The sequence below is a fragment of the Pedobacter chinensis genome (genome assembly GCF_003339865.1).
Taxonomy (GTDB): domain Bacteria; phylum Bacteroidota; class Bacteroidia; order Sphingobacteriales; family Sphingobacteriaceae; genus Pedobacter; species Pedobacter chinensis.
The window spans coordinates 27,512-43,120 of the sequence record NZ_QPKV01000018.1 but is presented as its reverse complement, the minus strand read 5'-3'; the positions used below and the strand labels follow the sequence as shown (position 1 = coordinate 43,120).

Genomic DNA, 15,609 nt, shown 5'->3' with positions numbered 1-15,609 from the left:
GGAAACCTTAAAGCTTTCGCTGTTTGGCGGTTGCTAGTGGGTTGAGGGCGGATTTTGCAACCAGTCCTTTTACGAGTCCTTTCCCTTCAAGGGGAAAGGTGCCGATAGGCGGATAGGGGTACTGATGGGCCATGAGGGGAAACTCCCCTCCTTGTTTAAGGAGGGGGGTGTGAAGGGTGGTGCGTTGGCAGGGGTGGTTTTGTTGTGTGCTCTCGTATTATCCTCATTGCAAGTGAGCGTAATGACGAAGCAATCTGTTTTGCCAATGAGTTTTTTGAACTTCCTCGCCGCCGGAAAGGCTCCTACCTTTTTCTTGATAAAAAGGTAGCCAAAAATCAAGGCTTGGCCCCCTCCCCAGCCCTCCCCTTAAAGGGAGGGAGCTATTTACTAATATCGAAACTTTAATGGCAACAGCGGATGAGGTCCGATGAAGGATCGGACTGACCGCTGTTTTGTGCCTGCAAATCCGAATGGAACTGCAAGTTTCAACGGCCTATCCTTCCATCATTTCCTATGCCGGAGAGTGCGTAACGGGGATTTGTTTTACGTAAGGAGCTTAATACACTAGCGTCATTTCCGCGCAGGCGGAAACCTTAAAGCTTTCGCTGTTTGGCGGTCGCTATTGGGTTGAGGGCGGATTTTGCAACCAGTTCTTTTACGAGTCCTTTCCCTTCAAGGGGAAAGGTGCCGACAGGCGGATAGGGGGATTTACTGATGCGCCATGAGGGGAAATTCCCCTCCTTGTTTAAAGAGGGGTTGTTGGAAGAGGTAGTTTTGTTGTGTGCTCTCCCATTATCGTCATTATGATGAAGCACGACGAAGCAATCTTTTATGTGAAAAGATTACTTCGTCGGCTGAAAAGCCTTCCTCTTAATGATGGAAAACTAGATTATTTTACCAGTGTAAAAGGTACATATAATCCAAAAGTGATGTTTCGTCCCACATTATATACGCCCAGGTTCGGGTTTTCATAATCTAAACGGCCAGGTTTATACCTGCTCAAAGCATCATAATATTTCTGATCTAACAGGTTATTTGCCGAAACAGAAAATTTAATTGGTTGTTTACCCAGGTTAAAAGTTGCGCCAATACCTGCATTTAATAAAGTATAACCACTTGTTGGCGTTTCAAACACATCATCAACACGCGTTTGTTTAAATGCAGAATTGATACCCACTGATAAATATGCATCGTTTGTTCCTTTGATTTTAGGTTCGAAACGTAATTCATTGCGTAATGTTCCTGCCGGAATAAATGCCAATGGTTTGTTCAGGGTATTATTTTGGGCATGAACATAGCCAAAGGTATTCTCGAAATGGATAAACGGAACGGGGTGGATGGTTAAAGTGGCTTCGGCACCGTAAAGATTTGCATTTACCTGGCCATAACGATAAACAGGGTATTCATCGCCCTCAGCCGTAATGATTTCTCCATTATTTGAAGCATAAATGAAATTGTGAACGTAGTTGTTATAAATACTTGCGCTTGCACTTACAATTTTACCCTCATACTCTAATGCCGCATCTACCTGATAACTCCGCTCCGGACTTAAGTTTGAATTTCCTATTTCGTAGCGAAAAGTACCTTCATGCACACCGTTTGAGGCTAACTCTGCGGGATTTGGTGCACGAAATGCAGACCCTGCATTGGCTTTAAAATTCCATTCTTCGCTAAACTGATGCGTAAAACCTAATGCACCACTCACGTTTGAAAACTTATTTTGAAAAGGGGCAAAAATTTCTTCTTCATCTTTAAATAATTGTTTTCCATCGTTTTTCCGGTAATCGTAACGGGCGCCGATGCTGAAAGTATTATTGTCCCAGTTTTTCTTTGCGAAAGCAAAAACGCCTATTCCGTAAGTGTTGTAGTTAGGAATGAGGAACTCATCATCTGCTTTGTTTTCACTTTTGCCTGCATCAGCACTTAATCCAAAAACAGGTTGCCATCCATTGGTTTCATGTAAATAGTATTTTAAATCGGCATTGTAAGTTTTAAGATCGAAGAATAAGGAAGGTTCTGGCCCTTCTTCCAATTCACGACGTTGGTTTTGCTGATAGCCAAAATCTGCTTTTAAATTGCCATTTCCTAAAATGAAGTTGTTGTTTAAAGCAATTTTGAAATGCCTGATATCCTGACGGGGGTAATCCAGTTCACGACTTTTAAAATCAGAAGTAATAAATGCTTCCCCATCTTCTTTAACAAAATTTCCAAGATCATCTACCGCAGGCTCATAAAAACCGATGTTATTGCGAAAGCTGGAAACATTTAAATGCGTATATCCCCAGCTTTTATTCAATCCGATCATTCCGCTTAAGTCAGTTTCGTTGAAACCTGAGTTCGGGAAATATCCGGCAGGAGTTTTAAAAGAATAAGCATTTTTATAGGTTCCGCGGGCTCTCCAAACAAAACCATTTTCATTGCCATTAAGCATTAATGAATTTGCCGTTAACCCGTTGTTTGTAGAATAATTGGTAATAAATTCTCCTTTAATTTGTCCGTCTGGCGCTGTGCTTGGCTCTAAAATATTAATTACGCCACCAAGTGCATCAGAACCGTACATTAAAGATGCCGCACCTCGTAAAATCTCTATCCGGTCTGATTTAAACTGATCGATTTCAATACCATGCTCATCTCCCCATTGCTGGCCTTGTTGCTTAATCCCATCATCCAATGTTACAATTCGGTTATAACCTAAACCACGAATAACGGGTTTTGAAATAGAAGGACCTGTGGTAATCTGTGATACTCCGGGAACCTTGGTTAAAGCATCAATCAGATTGGTTGATGGCTGTAAGAGCTGATCTTTCCCAACCACGGCCGATGAAGCACTGTTACGTTTGCTCGTACTGCTGATGATGCTTCCTGTAATAACGATTTCCTTTGTTTCAATTGCCGTGGGCTGCAAAGCAAATTCCAATGCCGATGCATCTGAGAAATTAACAATTTTAGTGGCCGTTTTATAGCCGATATAATGAACCTCTATCAGGTAACTTCCTTTAGCAGGTAAATTATTTAAACTAAATTCCCCATCATTATTGGTTATTGCACTCACTTTTAAATCGGGAATATAAATGGTTGCACCAGGCAAAGTTTGTTTGCTGCTCGCATCGATAACTTTACCTTTAATGTCTTTTAAAGCAGCTGCAAAGGCAGTACTGCTGAATAATGTATATAGAATTACCAAGCCGATAAGCTGTAATTTTTTCATAATGTGTAATAAAATTGAAAATGATGTAAAAAACCAAAGCAGTAGCCTGCATTGCAGCCTGATTCAGGTTTTAAACAATAAATAATTGAATAATCCGGTTAGCGGATTTTAGCCTCTGGAAAATTTAGGCTAAAGGAGGGCCACGTAACCCGGTACTTAAGAGTTCGACATAAGAACTTTTTAAGATGGGTGGTGTAGCACCGAAAATTTTTGCCGAAAGAAAAATTCTGTAAATGTGATGCGTTTGAACATAGTTTTTTTCAAAGCTGGCATTACAAATCAAACAGGTATCGCCATGTGATTGTACGTGGCTTACATGCTTGCAGTTTTTTTCTTTCTCTATAACCGGAACCGGATTGTGATGGTGCAGAACGCTCCATGGAGTTAAAGCAACAGCAAAAACAATCAGCATGAATGCTGATAAAAATTTCCTGATATTTTGACTATGCTTTTTCAATGTGCCAAAAGTAGTAATTCTTGTTCAATTCTATATCTTTGAAAAGTAACATTGCTTATATAGTACGATGAGATCAACGCTAACCAATGGTTTAAATTTAAGCCAGAAACAAACACCAAACGGAACTGAATTAAATTGCAAGGGCTGGATTCAGGAAGCAGCATTACGCATGTTGCTGAATAATCTTGATCCTGATGTTGCAGAACGACCGGAAGATTTGATTGTTTATGGCGGTAGAGGTAAGGCAGCCAGGAATAAAGAATCGTTAAGCTTGATTATAAAAGCACTGAAAGATTTAGAGGACGATGAAACACTGTTAATTCAATCGGGAAAACCTGTTGCCATTTTGCCTACACATACAGATGCGCCTCGTGTACTGATTTCAAATTCCCAGCTTGTTCCCAAATGGGCCACCCAAAAACATTTTGATGAACTGGAAGATAAAGGGTTAATGATGTATGGTCAGATGACTGCCGGTTCCTGGATTTACATCGGTTCACAAGGTATTGTTCAGGGTACTTATGAAACCTATGCGGCGCTGGCTAAAAAACATTTTGGATCCAGTTTAAAAGGAAAGTTGAATGTTACTGCCGGTTTGGGGGGCATGGGTGGGGCTCAACCTTTGGCCATAACCATGAATGAAGGTGTTTGTTTAGCTGCTGAAGTAGAAGAATGGCGCATTAAAAAGCGGTTGGAAACACGTTATATTGATGAAATCAGTTTCGATATTGATGAAGCAATTGATAAAGCTTTAGCTTATAAGGAACAGGAAAAAGCTCTTTCAATTGGAGTGGTTTGTAATGCTGTGGAGTTGTTGCAGAGATTGATTGACCGGAATATTATTCCAGATACTTTAACTGATCAAACATCGGCACATGATCCGTTAATAGGCTATTTTCCGGAAGGATTGACCGTGGAAGCGGCGGCTGATTTACGGAAAAATAATCCTGAAGAGTATGTAAAGCAGTCTTACGGCACAATGGCCAAACATGTTAAGCAAATGCTTGAGTTGCAAAAACGCGGTGCTGTTACTTTTGATTATGGTAATAATTTAAGAGGACGAGCTTTAGAGGTTGGCGTGGAAAATGCATTTGATTTTCCAGGCTTTGTGCCCGCATATATCCGTCCGCTTTTTTGTGAGGGAAAGGGACCTTTTAGGTGGGCCGCTTTGAGCGGAGACCCGCAGGATATTTACGAAACTGATAAATTGATTTTAGAATTATTTCCTGAAAATGAAAGTCTTCGCCGCTGGATCAAAATGGCACAGGAACGAATTGCCTTTCAGGGTTTGCCGGCCAGAATTTGCTGGCTGGGGCAAGGAGAACGTGAAAAGGCCGGACTGGCTTTCAATAAACTGGTTGCTGAAGGGAAAGTAAAAGCACCGATTGTAATTGGCCGCGACCATTTAGATACAGGTTCTGTGGCTTCGCCAAACAGAGAAACTGAAGCCATGCTTGATGGTTCTGATGCCGTTGCAGATTGGCCCGTTTTAAATGCCATGATCAATACCGCTGGTGGAGCGAGCTGGGTTTCTCTGCACCATGGTGGCGGAGTTGGCATTGGTTATTCTATTCATGCAGGAATGGTAATTGTTGCTGATGGAACACCTGAAGCAGAAGCCAGATTGAAAAGAGTGCTACATAACGACCCTGCAATGGGCGTTATTCGCCATGCTGATGCCGGATATGATATTGCAAAAGATACGGCAAGACGATTCAGGCTGGGATTGAAAAACTAAGTATTGTCATTGCAAAGCACGAAGCAGTCTATTTGGCGGGAAAGATTGCTTCGTACCTCGCAATGACGAGCTTATTATAAAAAATGAAAATTATGCCGACCAAAAAATTACACATCGCTCCCTTTTTCGTCTTTGCGAGGAGGCACGACGAAGCAATCTCTCCTTGAAATAGCTTTTATATAAGATTATTAAGAAACTGAGATTATGAGCCATTTTTGATAGTAAAAAAGCTTCCCAAACAAGCTGATTATTTCCTTACTTTTGCCGCTATGATTTCATTTTTCGAAGCGAATTTAAAGCAACTCTCCATTCACCACACAGGAAATAAACTGGTAGAAGAATATTACAAATTATCTGATGCACCATTGAAAATTGATGATGAGATATTGGGCAATTTGTTGATGCAATATTTTTTAAAACCTTTCGAAAAAGTAAATGAAGTTTATCGTTTTTATCATCCTAATGATAATTTAAATCTCAATGAGGTTTTTCATTTCGTACATGAGATTTTTGAAAACAATGAACTTTTTCATGAAGATTCACAGCAATTGGCAAAACACTTATATGATGTGGCCAACCATCCTAAAATTAAATCGGGAGAGTTATACGTTGCCTATTTCGAAAAGGTGCAAATTGAAGGCGAACAGCTTGATGTTGTGGGTATTTTTAAATCAGAAACAAAAGATACTTACCTGAAAGTTTATCCTGAACAGGATGGCTTTAATATGAGTTATGAACAGGATGCCATAAGTATCAATAAGTTGGATAAAGGTTGCCTGATTTTTAATGTAGACCAGGAACAGGGTTATAAAGTTGTTGTTTTGGATCAGGCAAAAAGCAACAATGAATCTGCCGTTTACTGGAAAGATGAGTTTTTGAAATTAAAAATCAGAAATGACAGTTATAACCAAACCCACAATGTTTTAGGGGTTTACAAAAACTTTGTAACGCAAAAGCTCGATGATGAATACGAGATCAGCAAGGCGGATAAGATTGACCTTTTAAATCGCTCCATGAAATATTTCAAAGAGAAAGAAACCTTTGATATAGAGGAATTCGGGAACGAAGTAATTGGCAATGCTGAAGGGATTGAATCGTTCAAAAATTACAAAAAGAATTATGAAGCAGAGTATGAAAGTCCGATTGCCGATCACTTTGAAATCGCAGAATCTGCCGTTAAAAAGCAAGCCCGGGCATATAAAAGCGTGTTAAAATTGGATAAGAATTTCCACATCTATATTCATGGCAATAAGGACATGATTGAAAAAGGTTACGATGATGATAAATCAATGAATTTTTATAAAGTGTATTTTAGAGAAGAGGAGTAAGAAAGTCATGAGTTCGGGGTCTTTAGTTATGAGCCGACTTTCGACTATGGACTTAAGACTGATGACTAAATCCTCTGCTGTGCTTTTAGCGCCAAATATTGATTGATCACGTTAACCGTTAGTTTTTGAGGTGGTGTTAGAATGGACAAAATCCCATGTTTACTTAACTCTTTGACCATTAGTTTCTTTTCATAGATGAATTTCTCTGCAATGGTTTTGTGATAAATTCCTTCTACATCTTTTGCAGGTTCATTACTGAGTGTTTTCAGCTCTGTATTTTCAAAAAACACAACCAGCAATAAATGATATTTTGAAAGTCGTTTCAAATAAGGCATTTGCCTTTGCAAGGCCGATAAGCTTTCGAAATTGGTAAAGAAAACGAGTAAACCGCGTTGCTTAACAACTGCACGAACACTGCTGTACAAAGCCTCCAGATTACTTTCCAGGTACCTTGTTTTCTCCTTGTATAACACGTTCATTATATTGCCTAACTGTGCCGACTTCCGATCTGCAGGAACAATAGCGCCGATATTTTCTGAAATGGTGATTAATCCGGCTTTATCTTCTTTAAGCATGGCCACTTTGGAGAGTGCAACTGTTGCATTAATGGCGTAATCCAATAAGCTTAATCCTTCAAACGGCATTCGCATTACCCTTGATTTATCAATAATGCAATAAATATTCTGTGAGCGCTCATCGGTATAAGTATTAACCATTAAGCCGCCTTTTCTTGCAGTGGCTTTCCAGTTTATGGTGCGAATATCATCACCGCCGACATAATTTTTGATCTGATCAAACTCACTGCTGTTTCCAACTTTTCTGATCTTTTTAATGCCCATTTCTGTTAAATGGTGTGAAATGGCCATTAATTCATACTGGCCAAGATTGATAAATGACGGATAGACAGGCAAAACCTTTGCACCATCAAAGTTATAACGCCGGCTAATGAGGCCTATGGGCGAACTAATGTAAGCTCTGATCAATCCAAAATCATATTCGCCACGCTTTGTCGGGCGCAAATTATAGTGAATGGATTTTACTTCTGCAGATTTTAAGCTTAATCTGAAATCCTTATCTCTCAATTGAAACTGAAAGGGAATTTCATCAATTATACGTGCATTTACGATAAAGCCATATCGATTTTTAACTTCTATCTGAATCGGATTTTCATCGCCATTGCTCAATCGTTTTGAAGTAAATCGTCGGGCTTCTAATCCTTCCTTAATCCTGTACAGTATAAAAGCATCAACAAAAAATAAAGCTACGAGCACTCCGGTTGCAATTTCCGGGATGTCGCCGAGCCACGCAAAGAAAAATTTCAGTAAAAAAAGTAAAATGCAAAAAGCTAAAGCCGCAAACAAACGATCATTTAGAAATAGATTGGTATAATATTGCTGAAAGAATTTTTTCAAAATGTGATTAATTGTTTAATCGTTTAACTGAAAATTGATAACTGCAAACTGACTTACCGTGGTATTTCTATCTTTTTAATAATCTGATGAACGATATCACTAGTGGTTAAACCTTCCATTTCCTTTTCTGGAGATAACAGAATTCTATGAGCCAAAACAGGTACTGCTACGGTAATAATATCCTCAGGGGTTATAAAATCGCGGTTTTGAATAGCTGCCAAAGCTTTGGCGCTATGAACAATTGCCAGTGATGCTCTGGGTGATGCACCCAAATAAAGTGATGAATTATTCCGGGTTTCGTTTACGATTTTTGCAATAAATTCTAAAAGCTTCGGCTCTACAAATAAGTTACGAATAATAGCTCTTGCAGCTTGAATTTGTTGAACAGACAGTACAGGCCTTACTTCACTGGCTAAAGTTTTATTAACCAGGTTATGTTGTGCCATTAAAATTGCTGTTTCTTCCTCTAATGATGGATATTTTACCTCAATCTTAAATAAAAATCTATCCAGTTGCGCTTCGGGCAAGCGATAAGTTCCTTCCTGTTCAATTGGATTTTGGGTGGCCAGAACCATAAAAGGTTCGTCCATGAAGTAGGTTTCTCCATCAATCGTAACCTGACGTTCTTCCATTACTTCAAATAAAGCTGATTGCGTTTTCGCTGGTGCACGGTTAATCTCATCAACTAAAATAATATTGCCGAAAATTGGCCCTCTTCTAAATTCAAAATCACCGGTTTTGGTATTGAAAATGGGCGTTCCCAAAACATCCGAAGGCATTAAATCGGGTGTAAACTGAACCCTCGAAAACTGTGCATCAATTGATTTTGCCAGTAGTTTAGCACTTAAGGTTTTGGCCACACCCGGAACACCTTCAATCAGGATGTGCCCATCGGCAAGTAAGCCCACAATTAAAAAATCGATAACCTGCTTTTGTCCGACAATAATATTTCCCAGTACATTTCTGATTTGGTTTACTGCTTCAGTTAAAGCGGTTAAATCTGTACGTTGGTTAAACTGTTCCTGCTCCATTGCTTTGCGTATTTTGATAAAAATTTTCTATGCTTTGATTTAAACTGATCAGGTCGTGATCACTCAAATCGCTTTTTTGGGGTATTTGTATAAAGTATCTGGTAAGTGTTTTAGCCGATGGCTCATTTATATCGGTTTTCTCCATTAATACAGTAGCAAAATTGCTATCTATTTCATTGGTTTTAATATAATATCTGCTGCGGAGATGTTCTAAAAAATAGTTTATTTTTTTTGAGGCAATGTCCAGATTATTTCTTTCGTGATAATAAACGCTGCCTACCACGTTCGCAAATGCTACTGATGAATTGGTAAACGGATCGGCAATTGGAATAATTCTTTGCCGGCGTTTTATTTCATAAAGCACAAAAATGATCAGGCTGAATATGGTAAGATAATATGCCCACCTCAATTCAGGATGCTTAAAGAAAACCCTGAGCAGATCCGTAGTTTCATTTTTTTGCGAGGAGAAATACTCATCGAAAATTAACTGGTGGCTTTCCTGTAAATAACTTAAGGTTTTTGCCGCATATTCAGCACCATATTTATCCAGCAATGTGAAATTGGTGTAAAAACCAGGTTCAGCAATGAGATAAAGGCCGCCTTTACCATAATTATACTTTATGAAATTGGGTTTCTGGTTATTATTTATCCCTAAAACTATCGCTTTTTTATAGTCTATTTTACTAAAAAATTGCGTTCCGATTCCTCTTTCAAACCCATAGTTGGCTTCGGTTTTTAAATCGGGATTGGTAAAGTTAAGCGAGCTTCTTTCAGCCGATAGGGTAGTAGATGTTTTGATTCCCAATTCTTTTTCAAGTTTACCAAAATTGTAACTGGCAATAAAAATGGCATTACCGGCTTGCATATACTTTTTCATTTCATTGAAGTCAGTTTGGGTAACATCAACCTTTTGTGCAACAATGAGGTAGGCTGCCTTGTTAAAATGCTTGTTTTTTAAGGTATTATAAACCGCGGCTTTTGATTGTTGAATCAGTGCTTTTGGTAATACATCTTTAATCCGATCTCTTAATATAAAGGTGCCGTAAGGGATTTTATCTGTTGAAAGATAAGTTGGCGCCCAATTGGTTGGTGTTGGTTTGTTGTATTGTGCAACCAGATAAATCAAAATTAAAATCAAACCAATACTGAAGTAAATTTTATATCCTCTCATTTAATCTGATTATTAAGTTGATCAAATGATTGGTTTATGGCACCGAATTTGGCCTCATCAACAGGGAAGTCGCCATACCAGATATAATCGAACTGAACAGTAAGCCTGCTAAATTCATTTTTGAGCTCGGGCCTGGTGATTTCCATCAAGTAATTGTAGTTCGTTTTATCGGGTTGCCATTTTATAATTTCAGCATCACTAAGCTTTTTTAAGGCATGCAGATAAAGCAATCTAACTGCCAGGCGGTATTTTTTCTCCTTGATCAATCGTTGTAATTCCTGCTCGTAATCAATTTCATGGATGTTTTCGGTTATTACATCATAAGGTAAAATAACTTCTTTTGATTTTTTACTAAAAATATTTTCTGCACCAATGATTTTGACCACAATATATAAAACCAAAGCAACCCCCAAACCGATAAAAAAGTATCGGGAAATAGTATTAGATGCAGCTCCCACAAACAGTCTGTTAATCAAACTCCAAAACCATAGCCAAAACCTATCCCATAAGGAAAGTTGTTGCGCCTGAATCTCATCATACTGAAACTCTTTTTGATCCTTGTAATTGTTTATCGCTTCTTTATCAAATTTAGCAGCAGAGATTTTACTGCTGTCGGTTTGCATAACAACCTTCTCCTGCTTTGGTTTAAGAGTTTGAGCATTACTATTTATGGAGACAAAAAACAGTAAAGATAACAGTACATATCGGAAAACGAGTTTTGGCATTTTAATATTCTTCTGGTCTGGTATCTATAGGTTTCTCTGGGTTTCCAAAATGAGCTATACGTTCCATTAAACCCGTGTTTTCTTTCTGTTCAACCAAACTGAAGTATGATAATGAGATCGTGATAACCGGAATGATGGTGAACACCTGGCAAAGCGATTGTAAAACGACGGTGATCATACTTAAGCTTAAAGACATTTTCGGATTTTTACTCGTAAACATCCCGATCATATTAAACAATGTAGTAGGTAAAACGACCATGCTCATACAGGCATATAAGATAATCCAAACCACGATTAATGTTCCAAAAGTTATCCAGAAATTATCTTTAATAATCTTGAAACTTCTGCTAAACGAATAACCTAATGAGCCATTTTCCATGACCATGATCGGGAACATCATGGCTACAAACGGGAACAAATAAAACCCTGGTAACAAACAGCAGATGAAACCAGCAATCAACATGAGGATGAGCACTATAGAACTTCCAAATACACGGAAAAAATAATATTTAAAGTACCCCCAAACTTCTTCAGTGGTTGGCATTTGATTCCCTTTCTGAACATATATAGCAATGTAAGAAAGAATCGCAACACTCATACTCGCATATGTGGCCAGTGAAAAAAGTATAGAAAGGAAATATTCGAGGCCATAAATATTGCCTAGACCTAATCCTCTTGTACTTCGCCCATTGCCAAAGGTATTAATGATATTAACCATTTTATATTGATATATCAGCATGGATGCCATACTGGCTAAAACAAATAGCCCGCAAAATGTAAAATAAGTTTTAATGAGGGGCTTGAAGTTTTGACGCATAAACGTAAATGTGTCGTTAATTACCTGTCCAAAATCTCTCCGTTTTTTAAATTCAATTTTTCCTGTCATATTAATTTAGCTGAGCTTCTTTATTATAAATTTTAACCGGATAGATAAATACATACCAAATGATGAATACAGCAGATAACACCAGGATGAGTATGCTAAAGTATATTGGCATTTCGGTATGACGCGTGATAAAGCTTTCAAAAAATGCAGCGACAATAAAAATTGGCACTAAACCAAGTACCATCTTTAAGCCGTGTTTGGCTCCTTTTAACACCGATTCCATTCTGGTATAGGTTTTAGGAAATAAAAAGCTGTTCCCTAAAACCAGCCCCGCAGCCCCCGCTAAAACGATGGCCGAAATTTCTAGTGTTCCATGAATCCAGATAACCAGTACAGATTGCAATCCAAGGCCTTTGCTAAAAAAGAAGTATTGAAAAGACCCCAGCATTATTCCATTTCTAAAAAGTGATACAATGGAGCCAAAGGAGAAAATAATTCCCAGAACGAAAGTGTACAATGCCACGAAAATATTGTTTAATCCAATTTGCATAAACATCATAAATTCGTTTTGTTGCTTATATACGCCAAATGGATCTCCTTTTGCAATGTTTTCATTGGTCATGTTTACGTAGCCATCTCCCATGATTAAGCGAACAAATGTGTCGTCGTATTTTGCAGAGATGGCGCCAATGGCGCAGGAGATTAAAAAAAATGCGAGGGCATAAAAAATCTGTTTCCGATGAAATAAAAACAAAAGGGGTAATTCTGTTTTCCAAAAATGAATGAATCGATTGGACTTTTCTTTCTTGTTTTTATAAACAGACTGGTGTAATTTAGAGGCTAAGCCGTTTAAATATGCTGTAGTTTTAGAATTTGGATAAAATGTTTTTGAGTAAGCCAGATCATTTGTTATTTCAATGAACTGATTTGCAATTTCGTCAGGATTGGCTTGTTGCATACTATCGTAATGTTGCCACTTTTCCGAATTTTGTTTAACAAATAAAGCTTCTCTCATTTAAAGGCGTTACCAAATCTTGGGTTAAAATAGTTAAATTTTTATGGATATGAAAAATGTTGACGGAAACATGTAAATTTCTATCAGTATAACCGCAGCGCATCAAGACCTGAAGTTGATAGCGAACACCAAACTCGGTTTTCCTCTGCGAAAAACTTTGGTCTTTTGCGGTTAATCTCAATAGCGGATACATTTTTTATTTTACCGCAAAGAACTGAAAGAAGGCGCAAAGAACGCCAAGGCAGGTGCGTAATAAATAACCACAGCGTGCACCGGGAAAGGCACAGCGTACAATATTATACTGTATCTCTTCGTGTGCTCTGTGAAAAGCTTTGTGGCCTCTGTGGTAAAAAGAATGGCTTTGTTCCCTTTGCGAAAAACTTTGTGCCCTTTGCGGTTAATCAATAGTGGAAACATCTTTTATTTTACCGCAAAGAACTGAAAGCAGGCGCAAAGAACGCCAAGCTTAGTTTTAGAAATAACCACAGCGCACTGGGGAAAGAATCGAGAACACGAATTTAATAGCGAACATCAAACTCTGTGTTCCTCTGTGAAAGCTTTGTGCCCTCTGTGGTTAAATGCATCTTATGCTCAGAAAACAAGGAAGGAGATTGCCACAAAACGATGAAAGATCGTTTTCAATGACGACAGCTTTGATTTTTCCCATTTGCCCTTCGTTGGTAAATCATAAACTAAAAACACACCTTTTATATCAAATTTCTGGTAATTTTTCCTTTGATGATATAAAGGGAACTGATACTCCCCTTATCAATTACCGTGTCGCCTTTAAAGTTAGGATTCGATGAACGCAAAATAAGCTTGTTTTTATCCTGGTGTTCAAAAATGAGCTTGATGCTGCGCAGATGATTGGCTTTTTCATTGGTCATTACCACATAAGCCTCGCCCCATTGCAAAACCTCATAATTGGTTATTTCCCTTACTGCAATAATTTCGCCTGAGGCGTATTTTGGATACATGCTATCTCCATAAACAGGTAAATAAGCCGTACAATCATTAAATGGCTTATAATTCACAAAATAATCTGCCTGCTCTTCTTCCAGTAATAATGTATCGGTATCCGAAAGACTAATGTCAAAATAGGGTACGCCTTCTTTGCTTTCTGATACAACGGGTCCTTTTTTCAAAAAGGGCTCTCCAATTCCGGTTTCAAGCCACTCCAAATTTACATTAAATTTTAAATCTAGCCGGTCTTTTATTGCATTCGAAATCCCGATTCTTCCTCTCAACACATCCGAAAGGGAACCTTGCTGAATATTCAGTTGTTGTGCAAATTCCTTTTGGGTTTTAAAATTTAATTTATCAAGTATAATTTTTAATCTCTGATTTTCAGTCATTTATTGGTTATTTTTAAGTAAAACGAATTTTTATTCGTTTTACTTAACTTTAATGAGTATATTCGTTTAAGCAATACGCAAGATAAAATAAAATCAGATATAACTAAAAATGAATATGAAAGACATTAAAGATATCGATTTGACTGATGTGCCATTTACAGCATTCTTAAAGAAATTCTTTGAATCAAAAACTTTAGAAGGGCATTTACAATTTGTTGAGGAATGGCTGGAATTGGCAGTGACAGATAAATTTTTGACGGAAAGAAATAGTCCTGCCGATTTGCTCTGCTTTTATGAACAACTTGTTGAACTTTATCAGCTTTCATCTGATTTAAATGAAGATGAAACTACTTTCGAGCGATTGAAAACTGACCTTTCTATGCGTCAGGTCAATCCACGATTCATACCTGGTAAGGAGCTTTTATCCGAAGAAGAAATCATGTCGCCATTTTTAGCCATACGTTCCGTTTTCGTGAAAAGTGATCTTGCTTATTATAAATCGGCGCTTCACGATTGGCTGGAAAACGCACTTCATTCCTGCGTTTCCGATTCCGCAGGCAAATGCATTTTTCCCCTTTATTCCTGTACCAAAAAATTACTGGTTGCTGCCTGGTTAATTTATGAGCATCTATCCCGCAAAATTAGTAATGAGATCAAACATCATAAAATAAGCCAGTTTGAAGATACCTGCCCATTATTGTTAAATGACCAACATTTAAAAGATCCCTATTTAGAAATCGAATCTTTTTTCAGTGGCTGTAGCCTCGGCGAATATCAAAGAGATTTGAAAGGTTGGTTTAAGGCTGCATTAACGGAGGGTTTTTGCTTTAAGAAAGCAGGTTCGCTGGTTTATTTTCACGAACAACTGATTCAATTGCTGCAGGCAGGTTATCTGATCGTTAAAAATGACTTGCCCTATGAAAGGAATGCACCATATTGCGATCATGCGGCTACTTTTGGCGATTGGATAAATAGTGTACGAAGCAAATGGGCGGCCGAAGGCGATCAGGCTGCTTCAGATTATGATGTGAGATTTTTAACGCGTTTTGAGCAGGAAGAGCCTCTGTTATACCTGAAGAAAAACTTAAAACTAAAAAAAATAAAGCACATCCGTTATGGATTACAGGAATGGCTTCATTGTGGCCTGAGCAAAGCGGGCAGTATTTCAGATCTCGATAACCGATATCTCTATCAGCTTTATGAAAAGCTGGAAAAATTACTGGAAGCATTTTTCCTTTTAGTGGCAAAAGAGGCTTTATTAAAAACATCCATACTTCAGGAACATGAGATTTAATGGTTTTTTAAAGGAATCAATCGGCGGTAGCTGATCTGAGTTTACATTA

Annotated in this window: 12 protein-coding genes; 3 read left to right on the top strand and 9 right to left on the bottom strand. The window is 38.1% G+C overall.

Features of this window, described 5'->3' with window-relative positions; all coding sequences use genetic code 11:
• Positions 1-889 precede the first annotated feature (889 nt).
• Positions 890-3,208 (bottom strand): TonB-dependent receptor, encoded by a 2,319-nt coding sequence (locus tag DU508_RS23470; protein ID WP_115405108.1) that lies wholly within the window; start codon positions 3,206-3,208, stop codon positions 890-892.
• A gap of 124 nt (positions 3,209-3,332) precedes the next feature.
• Positions 3,333-3,620, bottom strand: a complete 288-nt coding sequence (locus tag DU508_RS23465) for a hypothetical protein (protein ID WP_147273682.1) — start codon at positions 3,618-3,620, stop codon at positions 3,333-3,335.
• 112 nt (positions 3,621-3,732) lie between these two features.
• On the opposite strand from DU508_RS23465, the gene hutU reads away from it, so the two are divergent.
• Together hutU and DU508_RS23455 are read left to right on the top strand one after the other, a co-directional pair.
• A complete protein-coding gene (gene hutU / locus DU508_RS23460) occupies positions 3,733-5,403 on the top strand; it encodes a urocanate hydratase (protein ID WP_115405106.1) in 1,671 nt (556 codons plus the stop codon).
• Between the two features lie 269 nt (positions 5,404-5,672).
• Positions 5,673-6,731 carry a nucleoid-associated protein gene (locus tag DU508_RS23455; RefSeq protein ID WP_115405105.1) on the top strand — a complete coding sequence of 353 codons (1,059 nt, stop codon included), beginning with the start codon at positions 5,673-5,675 and terminating at the stop codon, positions 6,729-6,731.
• 65 nt (positions 6,732-6,796) lie between these two features.
• On the opposite strand, the gene DU508_RS23450 is transcribed toward DU508_RS23455, so the two are convergent.
• From DU508_RS23450 to DU508_RS23410, 7 genes are all read right to left on the bottom strand, one after another.
• The gene (locus DU508_RS23450; RefSeq protein WP_115405104.1) at positions 6,797-8,143 is read right to left on the bottom strand and encodes a DUF58 domain-containing protein; all 1,347 of its coding nucleotides are present in this window, start codon (positions 8,141-8,143) and stop codon (positions 6,797-6,799) included.
• 53 nt (positions 8,144-8,196) lie between these two features.
• The gene (locus DU508_RS23445; protein WP_115405103.1) at positions 8,197-9,174 is read right to left on the bottom strand and encodes an AAA family ATPase; all 978 of its coding nucleotides are present in this window, start codon (positions 9,172-9,174) and stop codon (positions 8,197-8,199) included.
• Positions 9,155-10,345, bottom strand: coding sequence for a DUF4350 domain-containing protein (locus DU508_RS23440; protein ID WP_115405102.1), 1,191 nt, complete (start codon positions 10,343-10,345; stop codon positions 9,155-9,157). The genes DU508_RS23445 and DU508_RS23440 overlap by 20 nt, the downstream gene beginning before the upstream one ends.
• Complete coding sequence (locus tag DU508_RS23435) at positions 10,342-10,968, bottom strand: DUF4129 domain-containing protein (protein WP_158542240.1); 627 nt, start codon at positions 10,966-10,968, stop codon at positions 10,342-10,344. Before DU508_RS23435 ends, DU508_RS23440 begins: the two co-directional genes overlap by 4 nt.
• A gap of 103 nt (positions 10,969-11,071) precedes the next feature.
• Positions 11,072-11,956 (bottom strand): hypothetical protein, encoded by an 885-nt coding sequence (locus DU508_RS23430; protein ID WP_115405100.1) that lies wholly within the window; start codon positions 11,954-11,956, stop codon positions 11,072-11,074.
• Position 11,957: 1 nt separating this feature from the next.
• Complete coding sequence (locus DU508_RS23425) at positions 11,958-12,911, bottom strand: stage II sporulation protein M (protein WP_115405099.1); 954 nt, start codon at positions 12,909-12,911, stop codon at positions 11,958-11,960.
• 707 nt (positions 12,912-13,618) lie between these two features.
• Positions 13,619-14,266: a LexA family transcriptional regulator gene (locus tag DU508_RS23410; protein ID WP_115405096.1), complete on the bottom strand. Its 648-nt coding sequence runs from the start codon at positions 14,264-14,266 to the stop codon at positions 13,619-13,621.
• 115 nt (positions 14,267-14,381) lie between these two features.
• Between DU508_RS23410 and DU508_RS23405 the strand changes: the two genes are divergently transcribed.
• The gene (locus DU508_RS23405) at positions 14,382-15,560 is read left to right on the top strand and encodes a hypothetical protein (protein WP_147273681.1); all 1,179 of its coding nucleotides are present in this window, start codon (positions 14,382-14,384) and stop codon (positions 15,558-15,560) included.
• Positions 15,561-15,609 lie beyond the last annotated feature (49 nt).

Bases quoted from the DNA above. Each gene is read 5' to 3' on its own strand.
- DU508_RS23470 (WP_115405108.1), bottom strand. From the start codon at position 3,208: ATGAAAAAATTACAGCTTATCGGCTTGGTAATTCTATATACATTATTC.
- DU508_RS23465 (WP_147273682.1), bottom strand. From the start codon at position 3,620: ATGCTGATTGTTTTTGCTGTTGCTTTAACTCCATGGAGCGTTCTGCAC.
- hutU (WP_115405106.1), top strand. From the start codon at position 3,733: ATGAGATCAACGCTAACCAATGGTTTAAATTTAAGCCAGAAACAAACA.
- DU508_RS23455 (WP_115405105.1), top strand. From the start codon at position 5,673: ATGATTTCATTTTTCGAAGCGAATTTAAAGCAACTCTCCATTCACCAC.
- DU508_RS23445 (WP_115405103.1), bottom strand. From the start codon at position 9,174: ATGGAGCAGGAACAGTTTAACCAACGTACAGATTTAACCGCTTTAACT.
- DU508_RS23440 (WP_115405102.1), bottom strand. From the start codon at position 10,345: ATGAGAGGATATAAAATTTACTTCAGTATTGGTTTGATTTTAATTTTG.
- DU508_RS23435 (WP_158542240.1), bottom strand. From the start codon at position 10,968: ATGCAAACCGACAGCAGTAAAATCTCTGCTGCTAAATTTGATAAAGAA.
- DU508_RS23430 (WP_115405100.1), bottom strand. From the start codon at position 11,956: ATGACAGGAAAAATTGAATTTAAAAAACGGAGAGATTTTGGACAGGTA.
- DU508_RS23425 (WP_115405099.1), bottom strand. From the start codon at position 12,911: ATGAGAGAAGCTTTATTTGTTAAACAAAATTCGGAAAAGTGGCAACAT.
- DU508_RS23410 (WP_115405096.1), bottom strand. From the start codon at position 14,266: ATGACTGAAAATCAGAGATTAAAAATTATACTTGATAAATTAAATTTT.
- DU508_RS23405 (WP_147273681.1), top strand. From the start codon at position 14,382: ATGAAAGACATTAAAGATATCGATTTGACTGATGTGCCATTTACAGCA.